Annotated in this window: 25 protein-coding genes; 10 read left to right on the top strand and 15 right to left on the bottom strand. The window is 71.3% G+C overall.

Going from position 1 to position 22,083, the window contains the following annotated elements; genetic code table 11:
* Positions 1–7: 7 nt before the first annotated feature.
* Positions 8–460: a phospholipase gene (locus ACIP8Z_RS00310; protein WP_402076805.1), complete on the bottom strand. Its 453-nt coding sequence runs from the start codon at positions 458–460 to the stop codon at positions 8–10.
* Positions 461–923: 463 nt separating this feature from the next.
* Here ACIP8Z_RS00310 and ACIP8Z_RS00305 point away from each other — a divergent pair, with 463 nt between their 5' ends.
* The 4 genes from ACIP8Z_RS00305 (at position 924) to ACIP8Z_RS00290 (ending at position 3,300) form a co-directional block, all read left to right on the top strand.
* Entirely contained in the window at positions 924–1,325 is a 402-nt protein-coding gene (locus tag ACIP8Z_RS00305) for an MmcQ/YjbR family DNA-binding protein (RefSeq protein WP_402076802.1), read from the top strand.
* 208 nt (positions 1,326–1,533) lie between these two features.
* The gene (locus tag ACIP8Z_RS00300; RefSeq protein ID WP_402076799.1) at positions 1,534–2,199 is read left to right on the top strand and encodes a glyoxalase; all 666 of its coding nucleotides are present in this window, start codon (positions 1,534–1,536) and stop codon (positions 2,197–2,199) included.
* Between the two features lie 78 nt (positions 2,200–2,277).
* A complete protein-coding gene (locus ACIP8Z_RS00295; protein ID WP_402076796.1) occupies positions 2,278–2,712 on the top strand; it encodes a YdeI/OmpD-associated family protein in 435 nt (144 codons plus the stop codon).
* Positions 2,713–2,838: 126 nt separating this feature from the next.
* A complete protein-coding gene (locus ACIP8Z_RS00290) occupies positions 2,839–3,300 on the top strand; it encodes a DoxX family protein (RefSeq protein WP_402076794.1) in 462 nt (153 codons plus the stop codon).
* Positions 3,301–3,492: 192 nt separating this feature from the next.
* Here the strand turns inward: ACIP8Z_RS00290 and ACIP8Z_RS00285 are convergent, their stop codons facing one another.
* Complete coding sequence (locus ACIP8Z_RS00285; RefSeq protein ID WP_402076791.1) at positions 3,493–4,119, bottom strand: TIGR03086 family metal-binding protein; 627 nt, start codon at positions 4,117–4,119, stop codon at positions 3,493–3,495.
* Between the two features lie 62 nt (positions 4,120–4,181).
* Here ACIP8Z_RS00285 and ACIP8Z_RS00280 point away from each other — a divergent pair, with 62 nt between their 5' ends.
* Entirely contained in the window at positions 4,182–5,138 is a 957-nt protein-coding gene (locus ACIP8Z_RS00280; RefSeq protein WP_402076788.1) for a helix-turn-helix transcriptional regulator, read from the top strand.
* A 53-nt stretch (positions 5,139–5,191) separates the two neighbouring features.
* On the opposite strand, the gene ACIP8Z_RS00275 is transcribed toward ACIP8Z_RS00280, so the two are convergent.
* The 3 genes from ACIP8Z_RS00275 to ACIP8Z_RS00265 all read right to left on the bottom strand — a co-directional run bounded on the left by ACIP8Z_RS00275 (position 5,192) and on the right by ACIP8Z_RS00265 (position 7,644).
* Positions 5,192–6,454: a DUF6357 family protein gene (locus ACIP8Z_RS00275; protein WP_402076785.1), complete on the bottom strand. Its 1,263-nt coding sequence runs from the start codon at positions 6,452–6,454 to the stop codon at positions 5,192–5,194.
* A gap of 78 nt (positions 6,455–6,532) precedes the next feature.
* Complete coding sequence (locus tag ACIP8Z_RS00270; RefSeq protein WP_402076783.1) at positions 6,533–7,186, bottom strand: hypothetical protein; 654 nt, start codon at positions 7,184–7,186, stop codon at positions 6,533–6,535.
* A 104-nt stretch (positions 7,187–7,290) separates the two neighbouring features.
* Complete coding sequence (locus ACIP8Z_RS00265; protein ID WP_402076781.1) at positions 7,291–7,644, bottom strand: hypothetical protein; 354 nt, start codon at positions 7,642–7,644, stop codon at positions 7,291–7,293.
* A gap of 379 nt (positions 7,645–8,023) precedes the next feature.
* On the opposite strand from ACIP8Z_RS00265, the gene ACIP8Z_RS00260 reads away from it, so the two are divergent.
* Positions 8,024–9,151 carry a hypothetical protein gene (locus ACIP8Z_RS00260; protein WP_402076779.1) on the top strand — a complete coding sequence of 376 codons (1,128 nt, stop codon included), beginning with the start codon at positions 8,024–8,026 and terminating at the stop codon, positions 9,149–9,151.
* A gap of 115 nt (positions 9,152–9,266) precedes the next feature.
* Here ACIP8Z_RS00260 and ACIP8Z_RS00255 read toward each other — a convergent pair whose 3' ends face one another.
* The 3 genes from ACIP8Z_RS00255 to ACIP8Z_RS00245 form a co-directional block, all read right to left on the bottom strand.
* On the bottom strand, positions 9,267–10,124 hold the full coding sequence (locus ACIP8Z_RS00255; protein WP_402076776.1) for a phosphatase PAP2 family protein: 858 nt from the start codon (positions 10,122–10,124) through the stop codon (positions 9,267–9,269).
* 62 nt (positions 10,125–10,186) lie between these two features.
* A complete protein-coding gene (locus ACIP8Z_RS00250; RefSeq protein WP_402078834.1) occupies positions 10,187–11,140 on the bottom strand; it encodes a YihY/virulence factor BrkB family protein in 954 nt (317 codons plus the stop codon).
* Positions 11,140–13,014, bottom strand: coding sequence for a diacylglycerol kinase family protein (locus ACIP8Z_RS00245; RefSeq protein ID WP_402076773.1), 1,875 nt, complete (start codon positions 13,012–13,014; stop codon positions 11,140–11,142). Before ACIP8Z_RS00245 ends, ACIP8Z_RS00250 begins: the two co-directional genes overlap by 1 nt.
* Before the next feature lie 183 nt (positions 13,015–13,197).
* Between ACIP8Z_RS00245 and ACIP8Z_RS00240 the strand changes: the two genes are divergently transcribed.
* Complete coding sequence (locus ACIP8Z_RS00240) at positions 13,198–13,512, top strand: hypothetical protein (RefSeq protein ID WP_319312968.1); 315 nt, start codon at positions 13,198–13,200, stop codon at positions 13,510–13,512.
* Positions 13,513–13,539: 27 nt separating this feature from the next.
* On the opposite strand, the gene ppk2 is transcribed toward ACIP8Z_RS00240, so the two are convergent.
* Positions 13,540–14,544, bottom strand: a complete 1,005-nt coding sequence (ppk2, locus tag ACIP8Z_RS00235) for a polyphosphate kinase 2 (protein ID WP_402078831.1) — start codon at positions 14,542–14,544, stop codon at positions 13,540–13,542.
* A gap of 677 nt (positions 14,545–15,221) precedes the next feature.
* On the opposite strand from ppk2, the gene ACIP8Z_RS00230 reads away from it, so the two are divergent.
* Entirely contained in the window at positions 15,222–15,488 is a 267-nt protein-coding gene (locus tag ACIP8Z_RS00230) for a DUF4235 domain-containing protein (protein ID WP_402076771.1), read from the top strand.
* Positions 15,489–15,735: 247 nt separating this feature from the next.
* Positions 15,736–16,005: a hypothetical protein gene (locus ACIP8Z_RS00225; protein WP_402076768.1), complete on the top strand. Its 270-nt coding sequence runs from the start codon at positions 15,736–15,738 to the stop codon at positions 16,003–16,005.
* 147 nt (positions 16,006–16,152) lie between these two features.
* Here the strand turns inward: ACIP8Z_RS00225 and ACIP8Z_RS00220 are convergent, their stop codons facing one another.
* Complete coding sequence (locus tag ACIP8Z_RS00220) at positions 16,153–16,887, bottom strand: restriction endonuclease (protein WP_402076766.1); 735 nt, start codon at positions 16,885–16,887, stop codon at positions 16,153–16,155.
* Between the two features lie 520 nt (positions 16,888–17,407).
* A complete protein-coding gene (locus ACIP8Z_RS00215) occupies positions 17,408–18,142 on the bottom strand; it encodes a hypothetical protein (protein WP_402076764.1) in 735 nt (244 codons plus the stop codon).
* A 601-nt stretch (positions 18,143–18,743) separates the two neighbouring features.
* Between ACIP8Z_RS00215 and ACIP8Z_RS00210 the strand changes: the two genes are divergently transcribed.
* Positions 18,744–19,547 carry a lysostaphin resistance A-like protein gene (locus ACIP8Z_RS00210; protein ID WP_402076762.1) on the top strand — a complete coding sequence of 268 codons (804 nt, stop codon included), beginning with the start codon at positions 18,744–18,746 and terminating at the stop codon, positions 19,545–19,547.
* Positions 19,548–19,696: 149 nt separating this feature from the next.
* Here the strand turns inward: ACIP8Z_RS00210 and ACIP8Z_RS00205 are convergent, their stop codons facing one another.
* The 4 genes from ACIP8Z_RS00205 to ACIP8Z_RS00190 form a co-directional block, all read right to left on the bottom strand.
* Complete coding sequence (locus ACIP8Z_RS00205) at positions 19,697–20,203, bottom strand: DUF5134 domain-containing protein (RefSeq protein WP_402076760.1); 507 nt, start codon at positions 20,201–20,203, stop codon at positions 19,697–19,699.
* 7 nt (positions 20,204–20,210) lie between these two features.
* The gene (locus ACIP8Z_RS00200; protein WP_402076758.1) at positions 20,211–20,816 is read right to left on the bottom strand and encodes a sigma-70 family RNA polymerase sigma factor; all 606 of its coding nucleotides are present in this window, start codon (positions 20,814–20,816) and stop codon (positions 20,211–20,213) included.
* 97 nt (positions 20,817–20,913) lie between these two features.
* Complete coding sequence (locus ACIP8Z_RS00195; protein ID WP_402076756.1) at positions 20,914–21,195, bottom strand: DUF6059 family protein; 282 nt, start codon at positions 21,193–21,195, stop codon at positions 20,914–20,916.
* Positions 21,192–22,052, bottom strand: coding sequence for a 4'-phosphopantetheinyl transferase family protein (locus ACIP8Z_RS00190; protein WP_402076754.1), 861 nt, complete (start codon positions 22,050–22,052; stop codon positions 21,192–21,194). The genes ACIP8Z_RS00195 and ACIP8Z_RS00190 overlap by 4 nt, the downstream gene beginning before the upstream one ends.
* Positions 22,053–22,083 lie beyond the last annotated feature (31 nt).

Below are 22,083 nucleotides of genomic sequence, written 5' to 3'. Positions count from 1 at the left end.
CGGTCGATCAGCCGAAGGCTTTGACCGCCTGGTAGTAGGTCCATGCCGTGCTGTTGCACGCCGTCTTCGTGGCCCCGCTGTAGTTGAGGCACACGCGCTTGAGGTCCTCGTACAGGGCGCTGTCCAGGCGGGACTTGTTGGCGCTGAAGGTGCCGGCGGCCTTGTAGTTGCGGTAGCCGAAGTCGTGTCGGGCGCACGACATCGAGAAGGGGAACCCGAAGGGGTTGTCCGGCGAGGTGGAGCAGTAGTCGGTCGACCAGTCGAAGGCGTAGGCGGACCATGCGCCCTGATTGGCTCGGGCGGCGGCCCAGAGGCTGTAGCTCGACGCGCTGGTCTGCGTCCAGCTCGAAAGCACCTGAGGTTTGTCGGCGGGCGCGGCGGTGGCCACAGTGGCTGTGGCGACGGTGGTGAGCAGGGCAAGGGCCGAGGCGGACAGGCCGACGGCAAGTCTTTGGTGCATCCCACACCTCCATGAGGCTGCGGCTCACCTGGCAAGCCGCAGGTACATGACAAGATGATTGACGGGTCAACAGCGTTTGTACAGCCCTTGGCGTGTCGGCATTCCTGCGGAGATTTCGGCGGGAGCGGCCACGGGAACCGGGCGGCCTTCCGATGTCATCGGGCGGCCAGGCCTTGTCGGCCGAGCACGCGGCCTGGATTCCGGCAGTTCCTTCTGCCACCGTTCGCGGACATCGAGCCCCTCCGTGGGGATCGGTCCCACCGGCGGTTTCCGTAGGCGCCGCGACTGATGATCACCAAGCGCTGGTTTCGCGAGGGGCTGGGCGGGGCTCAGCGGGGCCAAAGAGCGGCGTCCCGCCAGGCGCTGGGGCCTTCGCGTTGTGTCGCGGGTTTCCCTGCCCGGCCGCGTCTGGCGTGCGATTCGCGATGGTCGGTAGGGTCGGCCCATGTCCAGTCCTGGAGACGTGCCGCCGGAGATCTTGAACAGGTTGCGGTCGATCTGCCGGCAGCTTCCCGAGTCGTACGAGGAACCGGCCTGGATCGGCGTGCGCTGGCGGATCCGTACGCGGACGTTCGCCCATGTCTACACGCCGGACGTGGATCGCTCCCCGGTCTACGCGTCGTATGCAACCGCAGGTCATGAACCGGTCGTGATGACTTTCCGGGTACCCGCCGACGACCTGCTCGGCCTGACCGCCACGGGTTTCCCGTTCTTCCGTGCCCACTGGGGCCACAACGTCGTCGTTGCCGTTCTCGGTGACCACACCGACTGGACCGAGCTTGCCGAACTGATCACGGACAGCTACCGCGGTATGGCTCCGAAGTTCCTCGCAGCCAGGCTCCCTCCTCTGCCACCCCTCAGCTGACCGGCGGTGGGCCTCGCCTCCCGCCACGCCTGGGAAGCGGGGGAGGGGCCGGCGCGGTGGGGTGCCCCGCAGCCGAATCCCTCGCGTTGACGCCCTTCGCGGGGCGTGCTGCTGTGGGCGTCGGCATGCACCGTGACCAGGGCCAGGTGCACGGCGGCCGACCGGTCAGGAATCGAGAAGCCCCGGCTGCCGCCCGGCCCCTAGCGTGATGGTCATGGCAACCACCGCTTCCACCGCAGCCCACACGTCCCTCACGTCCGTCACCCTTGAGGTGGCCGACCTTGAGGCCGCTCGCCGTTTCTACTGCGCCTTCGGCGTGGACACCTACATTCGCCTGCGGGCGTCCGACGAACCCACCACCGGGTTCCGCGGCTTCACCCTTGCGCTGACGGTGTCCGGTCCGGCCACCGTGGACGGTTTCGTCGGTGCCGCCGCTGCGGCCGGGGCCACGGTGCTGAAGCCCGCAGCGAAGTCGCTGTGGGGCTACGGCGCTGTCGTGCAGGCCCCGGACGGGACGATCTGGAAGATCGCGACCTCGGCGAAGAAGGACACCGGCCCCGCCACCCGTGAGATCGACGAGGTCGTGCTGCTGATCGGCGTCGAGAACGTGAAGGCCACCAAGGAGTTCTACGTCGGCCGGGGCCTGAGCGTAGGGAAGAGCTTCGGTGGCAAGTACGCCGAGTTCACCGCCGGCCACTCCAGTCCGATCAAGCTGGCGCTGTACAAGCGTCGTGCCCTGGCCAAGGACCTCGGCGTCGCCGTTGACGGCACCGGATCGCACTGCGTTGTCCTGGGCGGCACGGCCGGCGCCTTCACCGATCTGGACGGTTTTGCCTGGGAGCCTGCTGTCTCCCTCGCCGCCCACACGTCCTGACCCCCGGCCCTGGCACACCGACCGACCAACCGACTGATCGGCCGAACGCGCCGACGCGAGAAGGACAGGAGAAGGATCATGAAGTTTCGCACCCTCGTCGAGCCGCCCGAGCCCATGCGGGGTCTGGAGGTTCCGCCCGAGGTGGTGGCAGCGCTCGGCGGGGGAGCGCGGCCGCCCGTGACGATCACGCTCAACGGGCATTCCTGGAAGAGCCGGGTCGCCCTCTTGCGAGGTCGTCACCTCCTCGGCCTCAGCAATGCCAACCGGCAGGCCGCAGATGTCGCAATCGGCGAAGAGGTCGAGGTCGAGCTGGAGCTCGACACCGAGCCCCGCGTCGTCGTGGAGCCCGCGGACTTCGCACGGGCCCTGGACGACAACCCCGTCGCCCGCGCCGCATACGACAGCCTTCCTTACAGCCGTAAGCGTGAGCATGTGCGCGCCATCGAGAGCGCGAAGCGGCCCGAGACGCGGCGGCAGCGCATCGAGAAGGCCCTCACCACCCTGCAGGGCTGACCCCGCTCCGGAAGCGCAGCCCCCGCCGCGGCACGGCAGATCGCACGCGGCACCGCAGAGCCCCCGCGGCACCGCAGACCGCGGGGAGGCAGGCCCGACCCTGCCCACCTCCCTCGAAAGGACGACATGTCGAAGCGACTGATGACGGGTCTGTACTGGTTCCTGGCCTTGGAATTCACCCTGGGCGCCGTCACCAAGTTCTGGCCGGGCGACACCGTGTTCAGCTCGGCCTACTCCACGAAGTTCGCCGACTGGGGCTACCCGCCCTGGATGCGTTTCGCGGTCGGCGCCCTGGAGGGCGTCGCTGCCTTCCTGCTCGTGATTCCAGACCGGCGAACACGCTTCCTCGGCGCCACCACGCTGATGTTCGTCCTCACCGGCGCCGTCACCACCCACATCGTCAACGACGACCCGGCCATCGAGAGCTGGGCCGCCCCGACGCACCTGTTCATCATGGGCGTCCTCGCACTGGCCAACTGGCCGGCCGACTGGCGCGACCTCCTGAGGACCCCCGGCGTGCCGACACCACGAACCCGGCGCACACGCCACGAAACGACCAGGCCGCGGCACTCCACAGGCAATCCCTGACCGGCACCACCCCTGCGGCGTCGGTCGCTCGCCTCGGCCGGTCGTCGGCGATCTGCTCTCGCGCCGCGGACGCCGGGGCCTCTGCCGCTGTCGGCACGGGCAGGCGGGGCTCGTCCGCGCATGTGATCGGCCACATGCCCCGTGGCGAAGGATGGGACGACAACGCCGCCGCCCGCCACGTTCGGGTGCCGACTACGGCTTGCGGCCGCACCATGCCACGAGGCGGTCGATGGCCGGCGCGTCCGCGTCGACGTCCACCGCGGCCCCGAACGGCGCGCCGTCACGCGGTCCGACGGGCAGCCCGCGCCTCATGGCGGCGTACGAGATCGCCACGAGCTCGGGGTCCCAGTCCGGGAGTTGACCGGTCGCGGTGGCCACGTCCCAGGTGTGCACGGTGAATTCCGAGGTCCAGACGGCTGCGGCGGCAGCGCCCGGAAGGCTACCGAACGGCAGGGTCAGCGTCCGGCCCAGGATCGCGGGATCCGCCCACGCCGCCTCGACCTCACGCACTGCGGCGTCCCACGCGCCCTGCCATTCGGTGTCCGCGAGGTCGTCGGCGACCGTGGGGAGACTCGTCACGTCGCCGCCGCGTCCGGCGAGGGCGATCCGGCGCAGGACGGCGACGAGGTGCCCGGCCAGCCGCCGGACAGTGAATTCGGTGCAGGGCGTAGGCCCGTCGAACTGCTCGGGGCGGACCGCGGCGACGGTACTTCCGGCCAGCTCGATCGCCTTCAGTAGATGCTGACGGGGGTCGCCGGCGACGTCAGGGGTGACATCAGGCGTGACAGTGGACCGCGGGGTGTTCTCGGTGTGAGTCATGACCTCATCCTGGAAGCTGAACAGGTCACCTCCTGGCCTCTTTCCCGAAGAGAATGTTCGGCATGAGAGCCGATCGCCTGGTGGCAACCCTGTTGTTCCTCCAAACGCGCACCCGTGTGACCGTGGCCGAGGTCGCCGCCGAGCTCGAAGTGTCGCCGCGGACCGCACGCCGCGACCTGGAGGCCCTGTCCACCGCGGGCATCCCCGTCTACTCACAGCGTGGCCGCGGCGGCGGCTGGTCGCTGGTCGGCGGCGCCCGTACGGACCTCACCGGACTGACCGCCGAGGAGATCCGGGCACTGTTCCTGCTCGCGGGCCCTTCGTCCACCACGCCCGAACTCCGTACGGCACTGCGCAAGTTGGTACGTGCGCTGCCCGCACCTCTGCGCTCGGGCGCCGAAGCCGCGTCGCGGGCCGGCCTCGCCGACGGCAAGGACTGGTCGCGCGCCGACGTCACGGCCACCGGACCGCACCTCGACGCCCTCCGTCGGGCCGTGGTGGACGGGATCCAGGTCCGGCTCGGGTACGCCGGCCCCGGCAAGCCCGTCGGCGTCCGAACCGTCCATCCGCTCGGCCTCGTGGCCAAGGCGGGTCGCGACTACCTCGTCGCCGAGACGGAGCAGGGTCTGCGGACCTTCCGGCTCAGCCGGGTCGCCTCGGTCGAGGCGACCGGCGACCCCGTCGTAAGGCCACAAGGCTTCGACCTTCCCACGGTCTGGCGCTCGTTCGCCGCGCGCTTGGAGGAGCGGCTGTACGCGGCGACGGTTCGGGCCCGTGCCGAGCCGGGTGCCATGGAGATCCTTGAGAGGCTGTTCGACGGGCGCCTGCACGTCGGTCCGACGCTCCCCGACGGGTGGACGGAGATACGGGTCGACGGGCCGACGCCCGAGGTCGTCGCGACACAGCTGGCCGGGCTGGGGGACCGCATCGAGGTGCTGGACCCGCCGGAGGCAAGGGAGCGGCTCGCACGTCTGGCGGTCGAGCTGGCCGGCGTGTACGGACCGCCGGGCTCTCTCTGAGGGAGAGGGCACGAGCTGACCCTACGGGTGGCCTCCGGTGCTTCCGGCTGGGACTACCGGGCGTTGCGCCGCCGACGCGCGCGCTCGAACTCGGCGACATCCGTCATCCAGGGACCGTGCGGTTCGAGCGCGGCGCAGCCGCCGCGGACGAAGGCGCTCACCAGGCTCCGGTACCCGCCGATCCCGTCGACCAGGCTGTATTCGACCCGGTACTCCGGTTCCCCATTGCCATCACCCTCGCGCAGCGTCGTGACCCGGGCGAGGGAGTCCGCGTAGAAGTGGAGCTGGATTCCTTCGCCCATCTCCTCGTCCTCGATGGTGAACACCTCGTTGTCCGCGGCAGAGCGATCGCCGACGAACTCCCAGAACTCCGCGGCGGCAGTGCGGGGACCGTCCTGTAGCCACTTCTTCTCGACGCCCTTGTCGTCGGTGAACGTCAGGGCCGTCTTCCTCGCACTCCCACCGAGGTCGGCGCCGTGGCCGGCAGCCTCCTCGTCGTCCTCCATGGGCGTGTCCCTGGAACGGTCCGCGGCTTCCGAGCACATCAGAAAGCTCACCGTACGCACCGCGTCGTCGACGAGCTCGGGGTGGGCACGGCGGACAGCCGCTTCGGCCGTCGCCTGCATCCGATTCCAGTCCCGCTTGTCCGTGGCTCGCTTTCCCCGGTGCGGATCGCGGCCGATCCGCATCCCGGCGCACGCCTGCTCCGCGGTGGCGATCACCCGCATGACCTCGGGGAGCAGTGCGGGGTCGACGGCATCGGGCATCCGTCTGGGAACCGTCGCGCCGTGCAGATACCGGCCCGTGTACCTCAGCATCGCGGCGTCGAGGGGACCGAGTACCGTCCCGCGCTCGGTGCGACGGCGGTCCGCGTGGTACTCCTGAGCTCGTTTCCCGTTCGACGTCTCCGTCGCCGCGCGCATCGCCGCGCATACCTGACCGCGCTCCAGCAGACCGATGTCGGCCCCGTGGGCGATGAGCCGGCTCATGTCCCAACGGATGCGCTCGAAGAGCGCGTCGACGTCAGCGGGCGCGGCGAGGAGGATCGGGTCCAGGAGTGCGACGGCGGCGTTCTCGTCGAGCCGGCCCCGGGTTCCGGCGGCGTCGCACAGCGGAAGGACCGCGCTCCACAGCAGCAGGTGTCTGGCCAGGTCCATCCGGATCACCGCAAGATGGGCTTCGGTGATCGTGAACGTGAACGTGCGCGGCTCGTGGTTCGCGTCGGCCCCGGCACCGAGAGTCAGCTTCAGCTCGCCGTCCTCGCGGATCACGTTCGGGATCCAGCCGCTCTGGCGCGTGAAAACGATGTCTCTCATGGGCTCAGTCTTCCTCGGAACGGCACCGGCCGACATCGTGGCGATGTTGCATCCCCGCCCCGCCCCGCACCGTCTCGTTCACGACCACCGTGCGAATTCGACGTCGAGGCGTGGATCCGTGCGCACCCAGACTTCGCCCCCGGCGGCCTCGGCCGGTGCGTCGACTCGTTCGACACCGAGGAACTCGATCAGCTTGAGCAGTTCGGCCCGCTCGGCTCGGTCATCGTCGGCACCATGCGAGTCGAAGAAGACGTAGTACTGGTCGCTGGGGTCCACGTAGCCCGAATCCACCCAGATCCGGGCGACTTCTTCGACCGCTCCTGCTTCCGTCGTGAACGTGGCAGCGCGTGCGGCACCGCGCGTCTCCGGTGACGCGTCGAGGTCGGCGAGGTCGGAGAACCACTGGCCGAAACGGTCCAGGCCGGCATATCCGTTCTCGAAGAACAGCATCGCGCTCGGAAGGTAGCGATTGCCCCTGTCGACCTGGAGATGTTCCGAACAGGGATGCTCCGCATCCTTGATCCGGGAGATCACCCCTTGCCCGGGCATCAGTACCAGACTCTGCCCCGACGCTTCATCATGGATGGTGTAGGTGTCGGACGCTCGACCACGGAAGAACGCGGAGAACGCTACGTAGGCTTCCTGAGGGCCGCCCACGGAGACCGCTTGGTCGTTGCCGTCACCGGCTGCGAAGACGAACTGTTTCGGTCCGGGGTGGTAGGGGCGAGCCATGTGCGTCCTTCGTCTACGTGTGATGGCTCCATCAGCGTAGTCGCATGGTCAGTACAGGGACGAGGGGTGCTCCGAGCAACCCGCGCACCCACGGGTGGGCGCGGCTACTCCTTGCACGGCCTACAGCTGCCACCACCACGACTCGAGGTCCTGAGTGTCGGCGGATTCCACGGGGTTCGCGTAGGGGGAGGATCCGGGAGGGACAGAGCCTCGGTACGGCGGACGACGGCGCGCAGATCTTGTACGGCGGTCATCGCGATGAGGTCGTCGACGTCGTACGGGAAGCCCGCGGGGCCGCCGAGGAGGGTTTCGCAGCCGAACGAGTACCACAGGCCGATGAGCTCGCGGTCCTGCTCCGTCTCCGTGGCGACGGCGATGTCGCGGACCACGTCGATCAGGGGAACGGGACGGAGCGGGGCGGCGTCCGGGCCGTGGACGCGCCGAGCAGTGGCGATCATGGTGGTCTCGGGCGAGGGCTTTGAAAGGCCCGGGTGCGCCGGCGTGGATGTCCTGGGTATGGGTGGTCGTCGTGGTCGTGGTGCGACACGGGTGCTCCTGGTCGGCAGGACGAGCCCCGAGCACCGTGGCCCGGGGCGGAGGGCACCCCGCCTGGCCTGCCCGTACCCACCCCCGGCGGGCAGGCCGCCCGCAGCCGCCGCCAGGCCGTCACTTTTCATGACACTTCATCAAGACAATTGCTGTACAACAAACTTGAGGTGATCGTGCTCGCTGCCCGGACCCAAGCCGTTTCGAAGACTCATGAAACATCTCCCGCCGGTCAGCGCGTCAATGAGGTGAGACACGTACGACACCCGACTCCCAGCGAGGAATCCCGCCATGAACCTTTCCCTGCCCCGCGCGGCCACCGCTGCCGCCGTCGGCCTCGCCTCACTCGTCGCCGTGGCCGCGGCCCCCGCCGCCGCGGAGACACAGAACTGGCGGAACGTCAGCCCGCCGGGAAGCAGCGGCAGCGTGCTGTTCGACGTCGAGACCGCGGGCGGCGCGACCTGGGCCGTCGGCAAGCGCAACGACGCGACCACCCGGCCCTTCGCGCCGGTCGCGCTGCGCTGGACCGGAACCCGCTGGCAGGCGCCCCCGCAGCCCGCCGAGCACGGCCGCCTGGAGGACCTCGCGGTCGGCGCGCCCGACCAGGTGTGGGCCGTCGGCACCCGCAACGAAGCCGTCGGCGAGGACGACTGGGACCAGGGGCGCGCGCTGCTCCAGCACTGGAACGGCAAGGCCTGGAGCGCGGTCGATCTGCCCTTCCCGAAGGGGGCGGACGGCACGTCGCTGTCGGCCGTCGACGTGGACGCGCGCGGTGCGGTCTGGGTGCACGGCGGATACACCGATGAGACCGGCGAGTACCGGCCGGCCCTGTTCCGCGGGAGGGCGGACGGCAGCGGCGGTTGGACCCGGCTGCCGGCCGACACGGGGCTCGCCTGGGTCTCCCAGCTGGAGGTGGTACCCGGCGGGGTCGTCCTCGCCATAGGCGACGGCGTCTCGCGGTTCGACGGCACGGCGTGGACGAAGCAGGAGCTGCCGAGCGGGCTCGACGGCGCCATGTTCGACGGCATCGAGCGGCGGTCGGCGAACGAGATCTGGGCCGTCGGTCACATGCGGGACGAGAACCTGTGGCGCCGTCCCGTCGTCGTCCGTTTCGACGGCCGGGCCTGGTCCACCGTCCGCACGCCCGCCGAGACGGGCCAGCTGTTCGACATCGCCTTCGACGGCTCCGGCCGCCCGGTGATCGTGGGGGAGACCATGAACCCCGAGGTCAACCCGGCGGGGAACTACGTCCTGACGCTCGGACGCGACGGCTTGCTCAAGCGCACGGAGAACCCGCGCGGAGCCGGGTTCCTCTACGGCGCCGCCACCGACGCGGCGGGCCGGGTCTGGACGGTCGGCGGCGCCGAGGGCGCGGAGGGCGGCATCTCCCCGTCGGCGTACGCGGGCATCCGCCGCTGATCCGGCACACCGGAGGAGCCGCTTCGGTCTCGTGGACGGCGGCGACGGCGTGCGGAGGTGCCGTGTGCCGACCGTCCCCGGGCCGAACGGCTCCTGTGAGCGTGGGCCCCTCCTGTCACCCGGAGCGATGCGTGCCGGGCGGATCGCTCGGCTCGTCCGGGGCATCCGGAGCGTGGCGCAAGGCCAGGGGCGGTTCCGGCGCGGTCGAGGAGATCTCGGGTTCCAGGCCCTGTGCGGGCGTCGTGCGTCGGCGCCCGGTGTCGAGCCGCCAGGCTTCGAAGACCAGGGTCGTCGCCGTGACGATGGTGATGCCGAGCAGCCAACCCCCGACGACGTCGCTCACCCAGTGCACCCCCAGCGCGACCCTGGTGTACCCGACTCCCAGGACCGCCGTGACGGCGAGCGCCCAGGGCAACCCGCGCCACGCCCGGGGCACCAGAGGAAGCAGGACGAGCAGGAGGACGGCGCAGGAGGTGGTCGCGGTCATCGCGTGACCGGAGGGGAAGGAGAATCCGGGAGCGTGGGACACGGGATCCGGCAGGTGCGGGCGGGCACGTTCGACGACGTGCTTCGTCAGCGTTCCGATCAGACCGCCGGCCACCGCCGTGACGGAGGCCCAGGCGGCCAGCCGCCACGCGCGGCGCGTCAGCAGCCACACCACCACGACGGCGACCAACAGGCGCATCACGACCGGGTCCCATACGTAACTGGTGAGGAACTCCAGGAAGTCCACCCAGCCCGGGTGTTCGAGGGCGGTCTGGTGCAGCCGCTCCGCCGTGGTCCGGTCGAGCCGGTACAGCGGCGGCCACCGGGACTCGACCAGGACCACCGCGAGCGCGAAGGGGACGGCCGCCGCGGCGGTGGCGATCGCCGCCAGGACGAGCCGCGTCCCGAAGGTCGCGTCGGCACCGGGGTGCCGGGGGAGCAGGGCCCGGACGGCGGGCCTTCGGACTCTCGTGGTGCGTTGTGCCATGGGGAAGCCGATTTCCTTACGTGTCGCGTGGGTGAGCCGCGGCCGGCTCGTGGGGCATGTGGTCAGACTCCGGGGTCCCGCCCCACCGGCTCGTTCACGCCCGCGCGCGTGGCCTCCAGCTGTGCGGCGAACGCGAGGCCGAGGAAGAGGGCCAACGAGGTCAGGTAGGACCACAGCAGCAGCGAGATGATCGCGCTCAGGGGTCCGTAGACGGTGGTGAACGAGCCGCTCGCGCCGACGTACAGGCTCAGTGCCCAGGTCGCCGTGATCCACAGGAACAGATAGACCACGGCACCGAAGGCGAGCCAGGTGTAGCCCGGTTGGGCGCGGCGCGGCGAGAGGCGGAAGATCGCGCTGGTCGCCAGGACGGCCAGCAGGACCCCGATCGGCCAGCGCAGGACCTCCCAGGCCCGGACGGTGCCGGCCCCGAGGTGGTAGACCTCCGCGAACGCGTGCGTGAGATCACTGCCGAGGACCGTGACGACGAAGCTGAGCCCCAACGGGAACCCCGCGAGCGCGGCCATCACCAGCCCCCTGGCGTACTTGTGGAGGAACGGCCGGTCGCGCTCGTTCCCGTAGATGCGATTCGCGCCGCGCTCCACCTGGCACAGGCTCGTCGTCACGTTCACCAGGGAGAAGAGCAGACCCAGCCAGAGGGCCGCCTCACCGCCCTCGTCGGCGTGGCGACGGCTCTCGCTCAGGGCGTCGTCGACCAACTGTCGACTCGGCCCACTGGTGATCCGGCGTATCGTCAGCTCCGCGACACGGCCGATGTCCTCGGTGTGCAGCACGCCCGACAGGCCGATGGCGGCGATGGCCAGCGGCACGATGGACAGCACGGTCTGCAGGGCCAGAGCACGGGAGTGGCTGAAGCCGTCGGCGTAGCGGAACCGCACGAAGGAGTCCCGGGCCAGCCGCCAGCCTCCGTAGCGGCGCAGCGCGGCCCACGCCTCGTCGCCGGACAGTTCCTCGCCCCGGACGTCACGTCTCTGCGGTACACGAGTTGCGGTGCCCATCATGATCCTGACTGTGTGTGCCTCGGCGCGAGCGGCGCGAGGACCTCGGGCGGGACGGGATGGTCCGGGGCCCCGGCGGTGCGGGGCACCCCGTCGCCCCTCGCCGTACGGCGAGGGGCGGGGGCGTCGGGCCGCACCGCGGTGGAACCCGGAGCGCGAGGGAGCCGTACGCGCAGCGCGCCGGGCTCCGTCTCCACGGTCAGCCGGCGGCCGTCGGTGAGGGTGTCCCCGTCGATCTCACGGGGCTGCGCCCCGGCGAACCGGATGTCGACGCGTCGGCCGCTGTAGTACGTCAGAGCGCCGCCGGCGACGGACCGTCGGCCGGCTTCCGCCGGGTCGGCCGCGGTTCGTGCCTTCTCCCGCGGCTCCGCGGTGCGCGGGCGCAGGGCCCGGGATATCAGGTGCCCGGTCGCGGCGAGCCACCCGGCCGCGCCCTCCGGGTCGAACAGCACCACCTCCAGCCGCCCGCTGTCGGGGCGCGCCCCCGGCAGGAGCTCGACCCCGCCCTGCAGCGTGCCGACGTTGCCGACGACGACCATGCGGGCCCGGTGGCGGCGGCGCCGCCCGCCGTCCACCCGGACCGACACCCGGGTGCGGGGATCACGGACGTGCCGGACCGCCGCGAGGAGGTAGGCGGCCCAGCCCAGCCGCGCCTTGAGCCGCGGCGACGCGTCGCGGACCATGGCCGCGTCGAAGCCCGCCCCCGCCATGACGGTGAACCGCGTGGGCCGGAGGCGGTCGCCCCACACGCGCCCCACGTCGATGCCGAAGCAGTCCCCGCCCAAGGCCTCTTCCAGCGCCGTCGCCGGGTCCAGAGGGAGCCCCAGATTGCGGGCGAGGAGGTTCCCGGTGCCGCAGGGCACGACGGCGAGCGCGATCCCTGTCCCGGCCACCACGTCGGCGCAGGCCCGTACGGTCCCGTCCCCTCCGCAGGCCACGACCAGGTCGACGGGGACCGGCCCGGCACCGCCCGGCGCCGGGGCGGAACAGGCCTCGGCGAGTTCCCCGCTCGGCCGATCGACCGTGGTCCCCGTCCACCGTTGATCCCGATGGCCGTGGGTCTCCAGGACGGCACGCACACGGTCGGCGAGCCGGTCGTCGCAGGCGTGTGGATGACGGACGACGACGACCCGGCCGGCCGCCGGTCCGCCCGGGGGCCCCGAGGGGGCCGCGCCGGGGGAGGACCGGCGGCCGACCGGGTCGTCGTCGCCGCCCGGCGCTCGTCCGGCGAGGAACACCGAGCCGACGACCAGCAGCGTCAGCGCACCGTTGACCAGGCCGCCCACGACGTCCGTGGGGTGGTGCATGCCCCGGTACAGCCGCGAAAGCCCCACCAGCGGGGGGACGAGCAGCAGAGTGACCACGGCGACGTACTGCCGTGGGCCCCTCAGACGTGTCAGCGCCAGCAGGGCCAGCCCTCCGAACAGCGCGACGGAGGCCCCGACATGGCCGGACGGGAAGCTCGACGTCGGCGGCGCCGCGTCGAGGTGTGGCACGGCGGGCCGGGGTCGCTGCACGCAGACGGACACCGCCAGGAACACCGCCGACTGTACGGCGACCGACGCCCCGAGGAACACCGCCTCGGCCCACCGGGGTGAACCCGGCAGGAGCAGCAGTGCGGCGACGCAGAGCAGCGTCACCGCGACGATCGACCCGGTCCCGGCCAGTACCGACAGCCCACCCGAGACGACGTCGGCCACGGGGGCGCGGCCGGCGGCGAACGCGCGGCTGACCCGGTCCTCCACGGGGGTGAGCAGGCCGGCCAGCGGATCCCTTGTCAACAGCAGACCGAGCCCGACCATCAGGCTCACCTGCGCCGGCACCAGCACCAGAAGCCGGGAACGTCTCGCGGCCGCGTCCGTCTGCGTCGTCATGACAGACCGCTTTGCCCGTCGCGGCCGGATGATGTCAGTGCCGGGCAAAGTCCGCGCCGGGCGAGCGAGGCCCCCGAGCCGGCGGTCGGCGCCCGGACGGGCTTGAGGAGGCCGGCAGCCGATGTGCGTCCGTCGATCGGCGTGGCCGCGTCGATGCCGCCGCGAAATGCCTACGCTCATCGTATGACCGAGAGTGAGATCCAGCTCAAGGCAATCGCGGCGCTCACGGCCCTGCGCGGGGGAGTCGCCCAGGACTACGTCTCCGACCTGCTCGGTGAGGTCATTCCGACGCGTTTCCTGGTTCCCGACACCGATGACGCGGTGGAGGTCGGAGCAGCGGTTCTGACCCAGCTCACCGGCCCGGTCAGTGCTCTGGTCCGCGGGTTCATCCTCGCCTTCGAGACGGTGGCCGACGCGTACGACCAGACGGAGTCCGGAGAACCCACCGAGCAGATCTTGCAGGCACTGGCCCTGGAAATCGCCCGTGACACCGAGTGATCTGCCTCCGGGCCGCGGAGGCGAGCCCTACGTGTCGCTGTCCGTCTCCGGGTGGGCCCCCGGGCCTTGCTGGCGCGGGGCCAGGGGCGTGGGAGAGAGGGTGGAGGTCTCCTCGCCGGGCTCGAGGAGGGTGTCCGCGGCGCCGACGACGAGAGGGTCGGGTTCCCCCACGGCCGAGGGGTCCTTGCTCGCGTAGTCGATGCGCCAGAGGAGGCTGCGCATGGCCTCCAGACGCGCGCGGCGCTTGTCGTTGCTCTTGACGACCGTCCAGGGGGCGTGCGCGGTGTCCGTCGCCCTGAACATGTCGACCTTGGCGGTGGTGTAGTCGTCCCACCGGTCCAGCGATGCCAGATCGGTGGGGGAGAGCTTCCACTGGCGCACCGGGTCGACCTGCCGGATGGCGAACCTGGTGCGCTGCTCGGATCGCGACACCGAGAACCAGAACTTGACCAGATGGATGCCGTCGTCGACCAGCATGCGCTCGAACACCGGGCACTGGCGAAGGAACAGCGCGTACTCGTGGTCGGAGCAGAACCCCATGACGCGCTCGACACCTGCCCGGTTGTACCAGGAGCGATCGAAGAAGACGATCTCGCCGAGGCCGGGGAGATGGGCGACGTAGCGCTGGAAATACCATTGCCCGGCCTCCCGCTCCGTCGGCTTGTCCAGAGCGACGATCCGGGCGCTTCGCGGGTTCAGGCGCTCGGTGAACCGCTGGATGGTGCCGCCCTTGCCGGCGGCGTCGCGGCCCTCACACACGACGACCACCCGCGCGCCGGTGTCCCTGGCCCATCGCTGCAGTTTGAGCAGCTCGATCTGCAGGATCCGCTTGGCCCGCTCGTACTCCCCCCGCCGCAACTTGCGGTCGTAGGGGTAGTTCTCCCGCCAGGTACGGATCGGGGCGCCCTCGGCGCTGAGGAGAACGGGCTGCTCGGGGTTGGTCTCGTCCACGCTCAGGCCGCTGAGCAGATCTTTCCGGTCTCCGTCCCGGACCCCGTCCCCGTCTCCATCCCGGCCGTCGGCGCCACTCATTCCCGTCACACCATTCTCCTCGTTGTCGTGTCACCGGCTGCGGGCCCGGCCCTGTCGCCAGGACCGGACTTCTCCTCAGCGCTTCTGCCCCGATCATGAAGGGCCATCGCCCGAGGCGGCGGCGTTCGCCGAACCCCCGCCGCGAGTCCACCCGGTCGTTGGGCAGCGACGGCGCCGCGGCAGCAGAAGAGGACGCGCCCCCGCGACCCCCGGCGTAGTGGGCCCTGGGCCCTGGACGGATCGCGAGCCAGGAGGTGAACGGGTGGCCTGCCGGTGACGGGGTAGGCGCGTAAGCGGAGGGCGCTCGCCCCGGGGTATCAGGGCCGCGGGACGGCGGGTGCGTCCCGGACGAATCCGTGGACGGACCGGATCCCCCGACCGAATCATCGCCAGCGTCACGGTCGATGTCGGCGAGATCGAGGAGAAGGCACACCGATGAGTCATCAGCCCCGAGGCGACACATCCGCACCGTCGGCGGAGGAACCGCGAAAGACGCTCGTGCAGCCGCGTGGCACGGCTGCTCGTACGAGGCAGCTCGCCGCCGAGCGGACGCCGGCCCTCGTCGCCGACAAGGTCGGTCAAGGAGCGGCCGCAGCACGCCCCCACCGAACCCACCTGCCCGTGCGACCCGCCGCGCTCGGCTTTCTCCTGCTCGAGCGCCGGAGCCGGAGGCACCCATGAATACCGCCAAACTCGCTTACCGGCCAGTAGGCCTTGCGTTCGGCTTCGCCGGCGGCATCCTGGCCCGCGCCGCCTTCAACCAGATGTGGAAGTGGGCCGGGCACACCGACGACGCCCCGGGCGCGATGGACGAGGAACGTACGTGGCGAGAGATTCTGCTCGCCGCGGCGCTGCAAGGAGCGATCTTCGCCGTGGTCAAGGCCGCCGTCGACCGCGCCGGAGCGACCTCGGTCCGGCGCGTGACCGGAACCTGGCCCAGCTGATGCCTGGGTGCCGCCGCCCGGACCGACGGCGGCACCCGTCCCCGTGACAGTGGCCCCGCAGCCCTTCGGCGAGAGACGGGCACGGGCACGACGTGGCGCGGCGGGCGTATGTGTGTACCGAACGGTGCTGCGGTCAGCAGCCCAGGGATGGGGCCGGGGTCCGAGCGGCGCGGCCCCAGGGCGGTTGCTGCCCGCCGCCCGACGGCTCCGCCAGGCAGGAGCCGCCACAAGAGGAAGGTGAGCCTGTATGAACACCCAGCAGGAGCCCGACAGGACGAGCCGGCGCCATGAGACGGACACGCGCTACGAGCCGGACGAGCCCGAAGAGGCGGACGAGCCACTCCCTCGCGACCCGGAGAACCAGCAGGCGAAGCAGGGCGAGGATCCTCTGGCGATACCCGTGGCGGACTGGCCCGACTCCTCGGCACCCGAGTCCGACGTTGCCGGAAGCGGGCGCAGGGGCGGCGCCGACGAGGCGGAGCACGAGACCTCCGACGTCGACGAACCAGTGGACTGACGCGATCGTCCGCCTTCCCTCCCGCAGCGCCAGGCACCGCCCTCGACGCCGACCACGGCGGAAACCACAGGCCCGCGAGGCGCGACGGTGCCCCGGCCCGCGCCCCAGGCTCCGTCCGCGGCCCGGCGACTCGGGCCGGGCCGCCGCTCAGCGGGACGGGACCGGCGGCTCCGGGGCGTGCACGTCCCAAGGGGCGGGCGTGACCTGGTCCGTCCACGCGGCCAGTGCCTCGCCGTCCACACAGATGATCCCGCACGTGGCGGCGTACTCGACGGCCGGCGCGGTGAAGGAGCTTGTGGTCACGATGACGGCCACGTCCGCCTCATGGATGCTGAAGCAGGTGCCTCCGAACCGCTGCAGATCCTGGGAACCGACTCGGTTGTCCGGTGCGTAGTGCTTGCACTGGAGCACGACACGCCGGCCGTCGACGGTGACCGCGACGACATCGGCACCCAGATCTCCCGCTCCGCCCACCACTTCCACGGGGGTACAGCCGTCCCTCGCGCAGAGCGCGGCCACCGTGTGCTCGAAGCCGTCGGCGTCGACGGCCGTGTGGTCCAGGGCCTCGCCGCCGATGTCGGGGGCCGGGGCGGGGACCAGGTCGTCCCGCCGGACGTCCGGCGCACGCCCGCCCATGCGGAAGGACGCCATGCCCCTCTTGGCGGTCGACAGCCCGACGGACAGCACTCCCAGGGCACCGAGCGCCACGAGGAGGGCCGCGACGACCCCCGAGCCGCGGCTTCCCGCCGTCTGGGCCGCTTTGAAGAAGAGCATCAGACCGGCGGCGCATATCCCCACGAGTCCCACGGCCAGGACCAGATCGCGCCAGACAGCCCCGGGGCTCCTTCTGACCGCACTTCTGCCCACACTGGTCGCCTTCATCCGAACCCCTCCCTCGCTCACGCGTAGACGAACCGTCTGTCCGTGCACGAGGCCTCGAAACGTGGCAGCCGAAGGCAGGTCGTCGCCCTCGCCCAGTGCACGACAGGGATGGGGAAAAGGAGCGGGTCCGAGGGCGTAGCCTGCCCCCGGACCCTGTGGATGCCGCTCACATCACACGCCGGCACACTTGAGGACCCGGGTCATTCGTCATTGCGTCGCGTCCTGCCTTTGGACCACCGCCGATCGAGCTCGGCGGACCAGATTCGAACTGGCATTTCGACGCACCAGGGCCCGGGCCCGGTCGATCCGGCGATGAGCGGCGCATGCTGAGTCTGGAGCAATAGTCTGAGATTGACCGCGGTCTGCCTCTGCCTGATTGGGCCATCCCGGCGGGAAGTGCCGGGAGGAGGACTCGAACCTCCACTGGAACCGCGGATGTCACGACAAGGCTCAGCTTCAGCTTTGCGCTCCTCGCGCACCCCGACCGCTTTCCGCGGCCGGGGAGTCTGTGGTGCTCCGGCTAGCCGAACAGGTAGCCGAAGACGGCGTCGCCGACCCGCTGGTCGGTGACCTCGGAGCTGTTCGCCTCCTCACGGGCGAACTTCACCGCCTGCTGGAGCTTCTCCACCCGCTCCAGAAGCTCGTTGACACGCCGGGCGGGCAGCGCACCCGAGAACTTCACGGTGGTCCAGTAGCCGACCGGCACGTCCTCGTAGTAGACCTCGACCTGCGCCGGGTGCTTGTCCGTGGCCTCCGCCTTGACGTGGTTGCGCGGCACCTTCTTCGTACGGACCGTACGCACGACCTCGGTCTTCCACGAGTCGGTCGACGGGTCCTGCGTCCAGGACTCGGCGGCGTCCAGCACCGGAAGCTTGCGGACGAAGGTGTTGATGTCCGTCAGCTGCTTCTCCAGGAAGAGCAGATAGGCGACGGGCACCTGTTCCACCAACACCCGTCCGTCGACCGTGACGTCGGCGCGCGCCTCGCAGTTCGCCCAGTCCTTGGTGGCCGTCACATCGAAGAGCCGGGTCAGCGCCCGCGCGGTGTCACGCAACGCGTCCTCGGCCTTCACCTGCACCAGCGTCGACTCGGGCGGCAGCTGCTCGCCCTCCTCGTCCTTCGGCTGGTACGTACGGGAGATGCCGGCGAGCAGCGCGGGCTTCTGCAGGCCGTGATGGGCCGCCGTCAGGTCCTGGTGCGCCCTGGACTTGACGCCCTTCTCCACTGCGATGATCTGATTGAGTTTCGTTGCCACGTCGCCGACCCTAGAGCGAGCAGAGACGTTTGATCGAACGATTTTCCCCTGCGAGGTTCCGGTAGCAGGGCGGCCGCCGGTTCCGCAGGTCATGCCGGCGGCGGGCAGGTGGGGGGAGAAACGGCGACGGGGGATCGGCACGACGGCGGTGACCGGCGTCAACGACCTCGCCCGTCACCAGGTCAGGCCCAGCAGCGAGAATGGTTCGGTGTGCGAGGCCTCCGCTCCCGTGCGGCAGCGTCCGGCCCCCAGGCCCGACGACTCCCTGACGACGAGTTCGGCGAACCGCTTCGCATCGCCTCGGTAGCCGACCAGACCTTCCCCTTCGCAAGTCTCCAGAAAGCAGACGATGTCCGACCCGATACCAGGACCTCCCCACCACCCCCAAGGCCCTTGGACGCCCCCTGCGCAGGGGGCGCAGACCTGGCCCGTTCCACCGGCCGCGTGGGGCCCTCGGACTCCCGTGCCGCCGACACGCGCGCTCGGCCCGGTGGCTGCGCCGCCGGGGGCCGCTTACCACGAGCAGGGGCGCAATGGGCGACAGAATGCTTGGGCGCGGGTAGGGGAGTTCTTCCTCGCCCTCGCGCTGATGCTGGCCGGGATGATCGGTGTCCTGGTCGGCTCTGCCGTCATCGGCATGCTTCTGGGCCTCGCGTGGGCCCCGGACGACAGCGACAGCATCTTCGCCGATCCGCTGTTCGACAACGCTGTACTGCTCGTGAGCCTTGCCGTGTGGATCCCGGCCGTGCTGATCGCCGTCCGCGTGAGCGGGAAGCGGCCCGCCGGTACCCTCGCGTCCGTCACCGGACGGCTACGGTGGGGATGGCTGGGACGGTGCCTCGGGCTGGCCGCCGTCGTCCTCGTCCTCCAGAACCTGCTGCTGCTCGCGTGGAGCCTGTTCCAGGACGGCTCTGCGACCGTGATGGGCGAGACCCCCGGCTGGTCCGAACTTCTGCTGAGTCTGTTGGTGCTGTGGGCGCTCGTCCCGTTCCAGGCCGCCGCCGAGGAGTTCGTCTTCCGCGGCTGGCTGGTCCAGCTGTTCGGTGGATTCCTGCGCTCGCCCTGGCCCGGAGTCGCCGTCGCCTCGCTGCTGTTCGCCTTCGCCCACGGCTTCGGACAGCTGTCGGGGTTCCTGCTGTTGTGCTATTCGGCAGCCTGGTGGGGCTGGCTCGCCATCCGTACGGGCGGCCTTGAGGCGGTCATCGCCGTGCACACGGTGAACAATCTGATCGCCTTCTCGCTCTCCGCTTTCTTCGGGGAGCTGGCCGACGAGAGTACCGCCGCGGACGCGCCCTGGGAGGTTCTCGTCTCCGAGCTGATCTTCGCGCCGGCGTTCTGCCTGATAGCTGCTCGGCTCGCCGACAGACGGGGAATCACCGCTCGTACGCCGAGCGTCAAGGACTGATCCCCGGCGAGCTGCCTCGGTGTTCGGGCGGACCGCGGCGTGCCCGTGCTGGTGGGTCGTCGCCGCCCCCCGTCCCCGCCGCCGGGCCCACCCCGGCCACCCGTGAACGGAGGACCGTGTCGACGACGTCGGGCCACGCCGCGGTGATCTCACATCGTCATCAGCATGGTGAACATCCCGACCCCCATCGACAGCCGGCAGGCAGCCGCCAGGTCCGCCCCCACCAGCCGGCCGCCGGCCCACAGCACGTACCCGGCGTAGTACGTCAGCAGCAGACCGGTCAACAGCGTCGCCCCGCCGGGGCCGTGCCCGCCATGGGCGCCGCCGGCGGACGTGGCCATCGCGACGGCCATGTACACCATGGCCAGAGAGCCGACGGCGTGGTGCAGATGGCGCCGCTCGCCGCGCGCCGACCACAGGGCCCGTAGCGCCGCGCCGCCGAAGACCACCGCGTACACCGTCCAGACCCACCGGGGTGGGGTGAACGCCAGGGCGGGAACCGCCATGGCCGCCATCCCGAAGCCCATGAGGGCCTCGTCGCCCACCGTTGCGGGACTCTTCCCGGCGCCGCCGCGCCACCTCAGCAGACAGGCGGTGGTCCCGACCGCCGCGCACAGGGCCACGAGCAACCAGCCTGCCGTCACCGGTCCGTGCATCACGCACCTACCCGTCCGCCGACGAGCCGAGGCGTTCGGCGGCGTGCAGATCCTGGAGCAGAGCGGTGCGGGCGCGGGACACGCGGGAGCGCACCGTACCCACGGGACAGCGGCTGACCATGGCCGCCTCGGCGTAGGGCAGGCCCAGCAACTGGGTGAGGACGAAGGCCTCGCGGCGTTCGTCGGGCAGCGTGGCGACCAGGGCGGAGAGCGCGACGCCGTCGTCGAATCCGGGGACGTTGCGCGGCTGGGCCCGCTCGGCGGCGGACTGCCAGTCGTCGGCGGGAGAGAGCCGGGGGAGGGTGGCCGAGCGCCGGAAGCTGTCGACCACGGCGCGCCGGGCGATGGACAGCAGCCAGGTCCGCGCGGACGAGCGGCCCTCGAAGCGGCGCAGTCCCACGAGCGCGCGCAGGAAGGTCTCCTGCGTCAGGTCGTCGGCCGACTGGGCGTCGGCGCTCAGATGTGCCACGAACCGCCACACGTCCTGGTGCACGGCGCGGAAGAAGCGGTCGACGGCTTCGGGATCGCCGCCGCGGGCGGCGAGCGCCCAGCCCGTCACCGTGGCGTCGGGCGGCGCCGACGCGGTCTCGCGCGGACCGTGGGTCACGGCCATGACAGCTCCTCGTCGTACGAACGTGAGGGAGGGGGCGGGAGGGGGAGGGGCGGGGGAGTGCGGAGGAGAGGCGACGGGAGGGTCCCCGTGCGCGGGGTCAACGCTCGGGCCCCGGCGCGTACAACCGTTGCTGCAGGGAGAGTTCGACCGGGCTCAACGGCACGTCGGGGGTGAGCCGCTCGGGATGGGACGCGGGCGGTTCGGCCACGAGGGCGGGTGCCCCCGCCGGGGGCGGCCAGGACGGCTCCAGGAGCTCCGGCACCACCTGGGGGGTCCACAGGCTGCCGTGGGCGACCAGGGCCCTCATGACCGGCCGCCAGCAGCGGGAGAGGAGTTCCAGCAGGCGGGCCATGGCGTGACGCCCCTTCCCTGTGGTCATCGACGGGATCCCGAGGCGTCGTGGCCGGGAACGGCACCGTACGGCGCCAGCACGCCCTCCACCCCCAGCTCCCGGAGCACCACCCGCCCCGGCGCCGTACCCCGTACGGCCGCCGCGACGTGCGCGGTCCCGACCGGCAGATCGACCAGCTGCCACCCGGCGGGCGGGGGCGGTGCCCCCGGATCCCCGCTCGTGCAGTCGAGGTTCGGCGCCCGCCCCAGACCGCTGCCGAGAGCCTTGAGGTACGCCTCCTTGCGCGCCCACAGCCGGGTGAAGACCGCGGCCCGCCGCTCCGGGGCGGCGGCCGCGATCCCGTCACGTTCACAGGGGTGCAGCAGCCCGGAGACGGCCGTGACGGTGTGCGCCTGGGGTCGGCGCTCGACGTCCACGCCGATGGGCACCTCCGCCACGCCGATGAGCACCAGGTCACCCGCGTGGGAGAGCGAGAAGTACGGCGGGGACGAGTCGAGCAGCGTGGGCCGGCCGTGCGGGCCGCCGCAGCACGGGCACGGGTCCCTGCGATAGCGCACCGACCGCGCGGGGACCCCGAGATAGGCGCCCAGGAGCCGGCGCAGAGCGACATGGGCGGCCACGTATCCGGCCCGGTCGGCCGGATGGATGAAGGCCGCCGCACGCCGCCGCTCGGTCCCGTCCAGGACGGCGTCGTGCAGCGGCGTCCCCGTCAGCCAGGCCGACGGCACCCGGAGCAGCCAGATGTCCGCGTCGCTCCCCGCGGGGACGGTCAGGGTGACCGGCCACGCGGCGGGCTCGAACACCCCGACCGTCTCCTCCGCGGCCGCGTCGACGCGCGCGGCCGCGTCGACCGGCGGTCCGGCCTCGAAGTTCTGCAAGGTCATCGACGGCTCCCAGGTCGTGTCCGGAGATCAG

The organism is Streptomyces sp. NPDC088553 (assembly GCF_044752965.1).
Taxonomy (GTDB): domain Bacteria; phylum Actinomycetota; class Actinomycetes; order Streptomycetales; family Streptomycetaceae; genus Streptomyces.
This window is presented reverse-complemented; position numbering and strand designations above follow the sequence as displayed.

Excerpts from the sequence above, each read along its gene's own strand:
- ACIP8Z_RS00200 (WP_402076758.1), bottom strand. The coding sequence starts at position 20,816 with ATGGCCGTGACCCACGGTCCGCGCGAGACCGCGTCGGCGCCGCCCGAC.
- ACIP8Z_RS00260 (WP_402076779.1), top strand. The coding sequence starts at position 8,024 with ATGAACCTTTCCCTGCCCCGCGCGGCCACCGCTGCCGCCGTCGGCCTC.
- ACIP8Z_RS00300 (WP_402076799.1), top strand. The coding sequence starts at position 1,534 with ATGGTCATGGCAACCACCGCTTCCACCGCAGCCCACACGTCCCTCACG.
- ACIP8Z_RS00255 (WP_402076776.1), bottom strand. The coding sequence starts at position 10,124 with ATGGCACAACGCACCACGAGAGTCCGAAGGCCCGCCGTCCGGGCCCTG.
- ACIP8Z_RS00310 (WP_402076805.1), bottom strand. The coding sequence starts at position 460 with ATGCACCAAAGACTTGCCGTCGGCCTGTCCGCCTCGGCCCTTGCCCTG.
- ACIP8Z_RS00240 (WP_319312968.1), top strand. The coding sequence starts at position 13,198 with ATGACCGAGAGTGAGATCCAGCTCAAGGCAATCGCGGCGCTCACGGCC.
- ACIP8Z_RS00245 (WP_402076773.1), bottom strand. The coding sequence starts at position 13,014 with ATGACGACGCAGACGGACGCGGCCGCGAGACGTTCCCGGCTTCTGGTG.
- ACIP8Z_RS00290 (WP_402076794.1), top strand. The coding sequence starts at position 2,839 with ATGTCGAAGCGACTGATGACGGGTCTGTACTGGTTCCTGGCCTTGGAA.
- ACIP8Z_RS00265 (WP_402076781.1), bottom strand. The coding sequence starts at position 7,644 with ATGATCGCCACTGCTCGGCGCGTCCACGGCCCGGACGCCGCCCCGCTC.
- ACIP8Z_RS00295 (WP_402076796.1), top strand. The coding sequence starts at position 2,278 with ATGAAGTTTCGCACCCTCGTCGAGCCGCCCGAGCCCATGCGGGGTCTG.
- ACIP8Z_RS00205 (WP_402076760.1), bottom strand. The coding sequence starts at position 20,203 with ATGCACGGACCGGTGACGGCAGGCTGGTTGCTCGTGGCCCTGTGCGCG.
- ACIP8Z_RS00190 (WP_402076754.1), bottom strand. The coding sequence starts at position 22,052 with ATGACCTTGCAGAACTTCGAGGCCGGACCGCCGGTCGACGCGGCCGCG.
- ACIP8Z_RS00285 (WP_402076791.1), bottom strand. The coding sequence starts at position 4,119 with ATGACTCACACCGAGAACACCCCGCGGTCCACTGTCACGCCTGATGTC.
- ppk2 (WP_402078831.1), bottom strand. The coding sequence starts at position 14,544 with ATGAGTGGCGCCGACGGCCGGGATGGAGACGGGGACGGGGTCCGGGAC.
- ACIP8Z_RS00210 (WP_402076762.1), top strand. The coding sequence starts at position 18,744 with ATGATCGGTGTCCTGGTCGGCTCTGCCGTCATCGGCATGCTTCTGGGC.
- ACIP8Z_RS00195 (WP_402076756.1), bottom strand. The coding sequence starts at position 21,195 with ATGACCACAGGGAAGGGGCGTCACGCCATGGCCCGCCTGCTGGAACTC.
- ACIP8Z_RS00230 (WP_402076771.1), top strand. The coding sequence starts at position 15,222 with ATGAATACCGCCAAACTCGCTTACCGGCCAGTAGGCCTTGCGTTCGGC.
- ACIP8Z_RS00225 (WP_402076768.1), top strand. The coding sequence starts at position 15,736 with ATGAACACCCAGCAGGAGCCCGACAGGACGAGCCGGCGCCATGAGACG.
- ACIP8Z_RS00220 (WP_402076766.1), bottom strand. The coding sequence starts at position 16,887 with ATGAAGGCGACCAGTGTGGGCAGAAGTGCGGTCAGAAGGAGCCCCGGG.
- ACIP8Z_RS00250 (WP_402078834.1), bottom strand. The coding sequence starts at position 11,140 with ATGGGCACCGCAACTCGTGTACCGCAGAGACGTGACGTCCGGGGCGAG.
- ACIP8Z_RS00275 (WP_402076785.1), bottom strand. The coding sequence starts at position 6,454 with ATGAGAGACATCGTTTTCACGCGCCAGAGCGGCTGGATCCCGAACGTG.
- ACIP8Z_RS00280 (WP_402076788.1), top strand. The coding sequence starts at position 4,182 with ATGAGAGCCGATCGCCTGGTGGCAACCCTGTTGTTCCTCCAAACGCGC.
- ACIP8Z_RS00270 (WP_402076783.1), bottom strand. The coding sequence starts at position 7,186 with ATGGCTCGCCCCTACCACCCCGGACCGAAACAGTTCGTCTTCGCAGCC.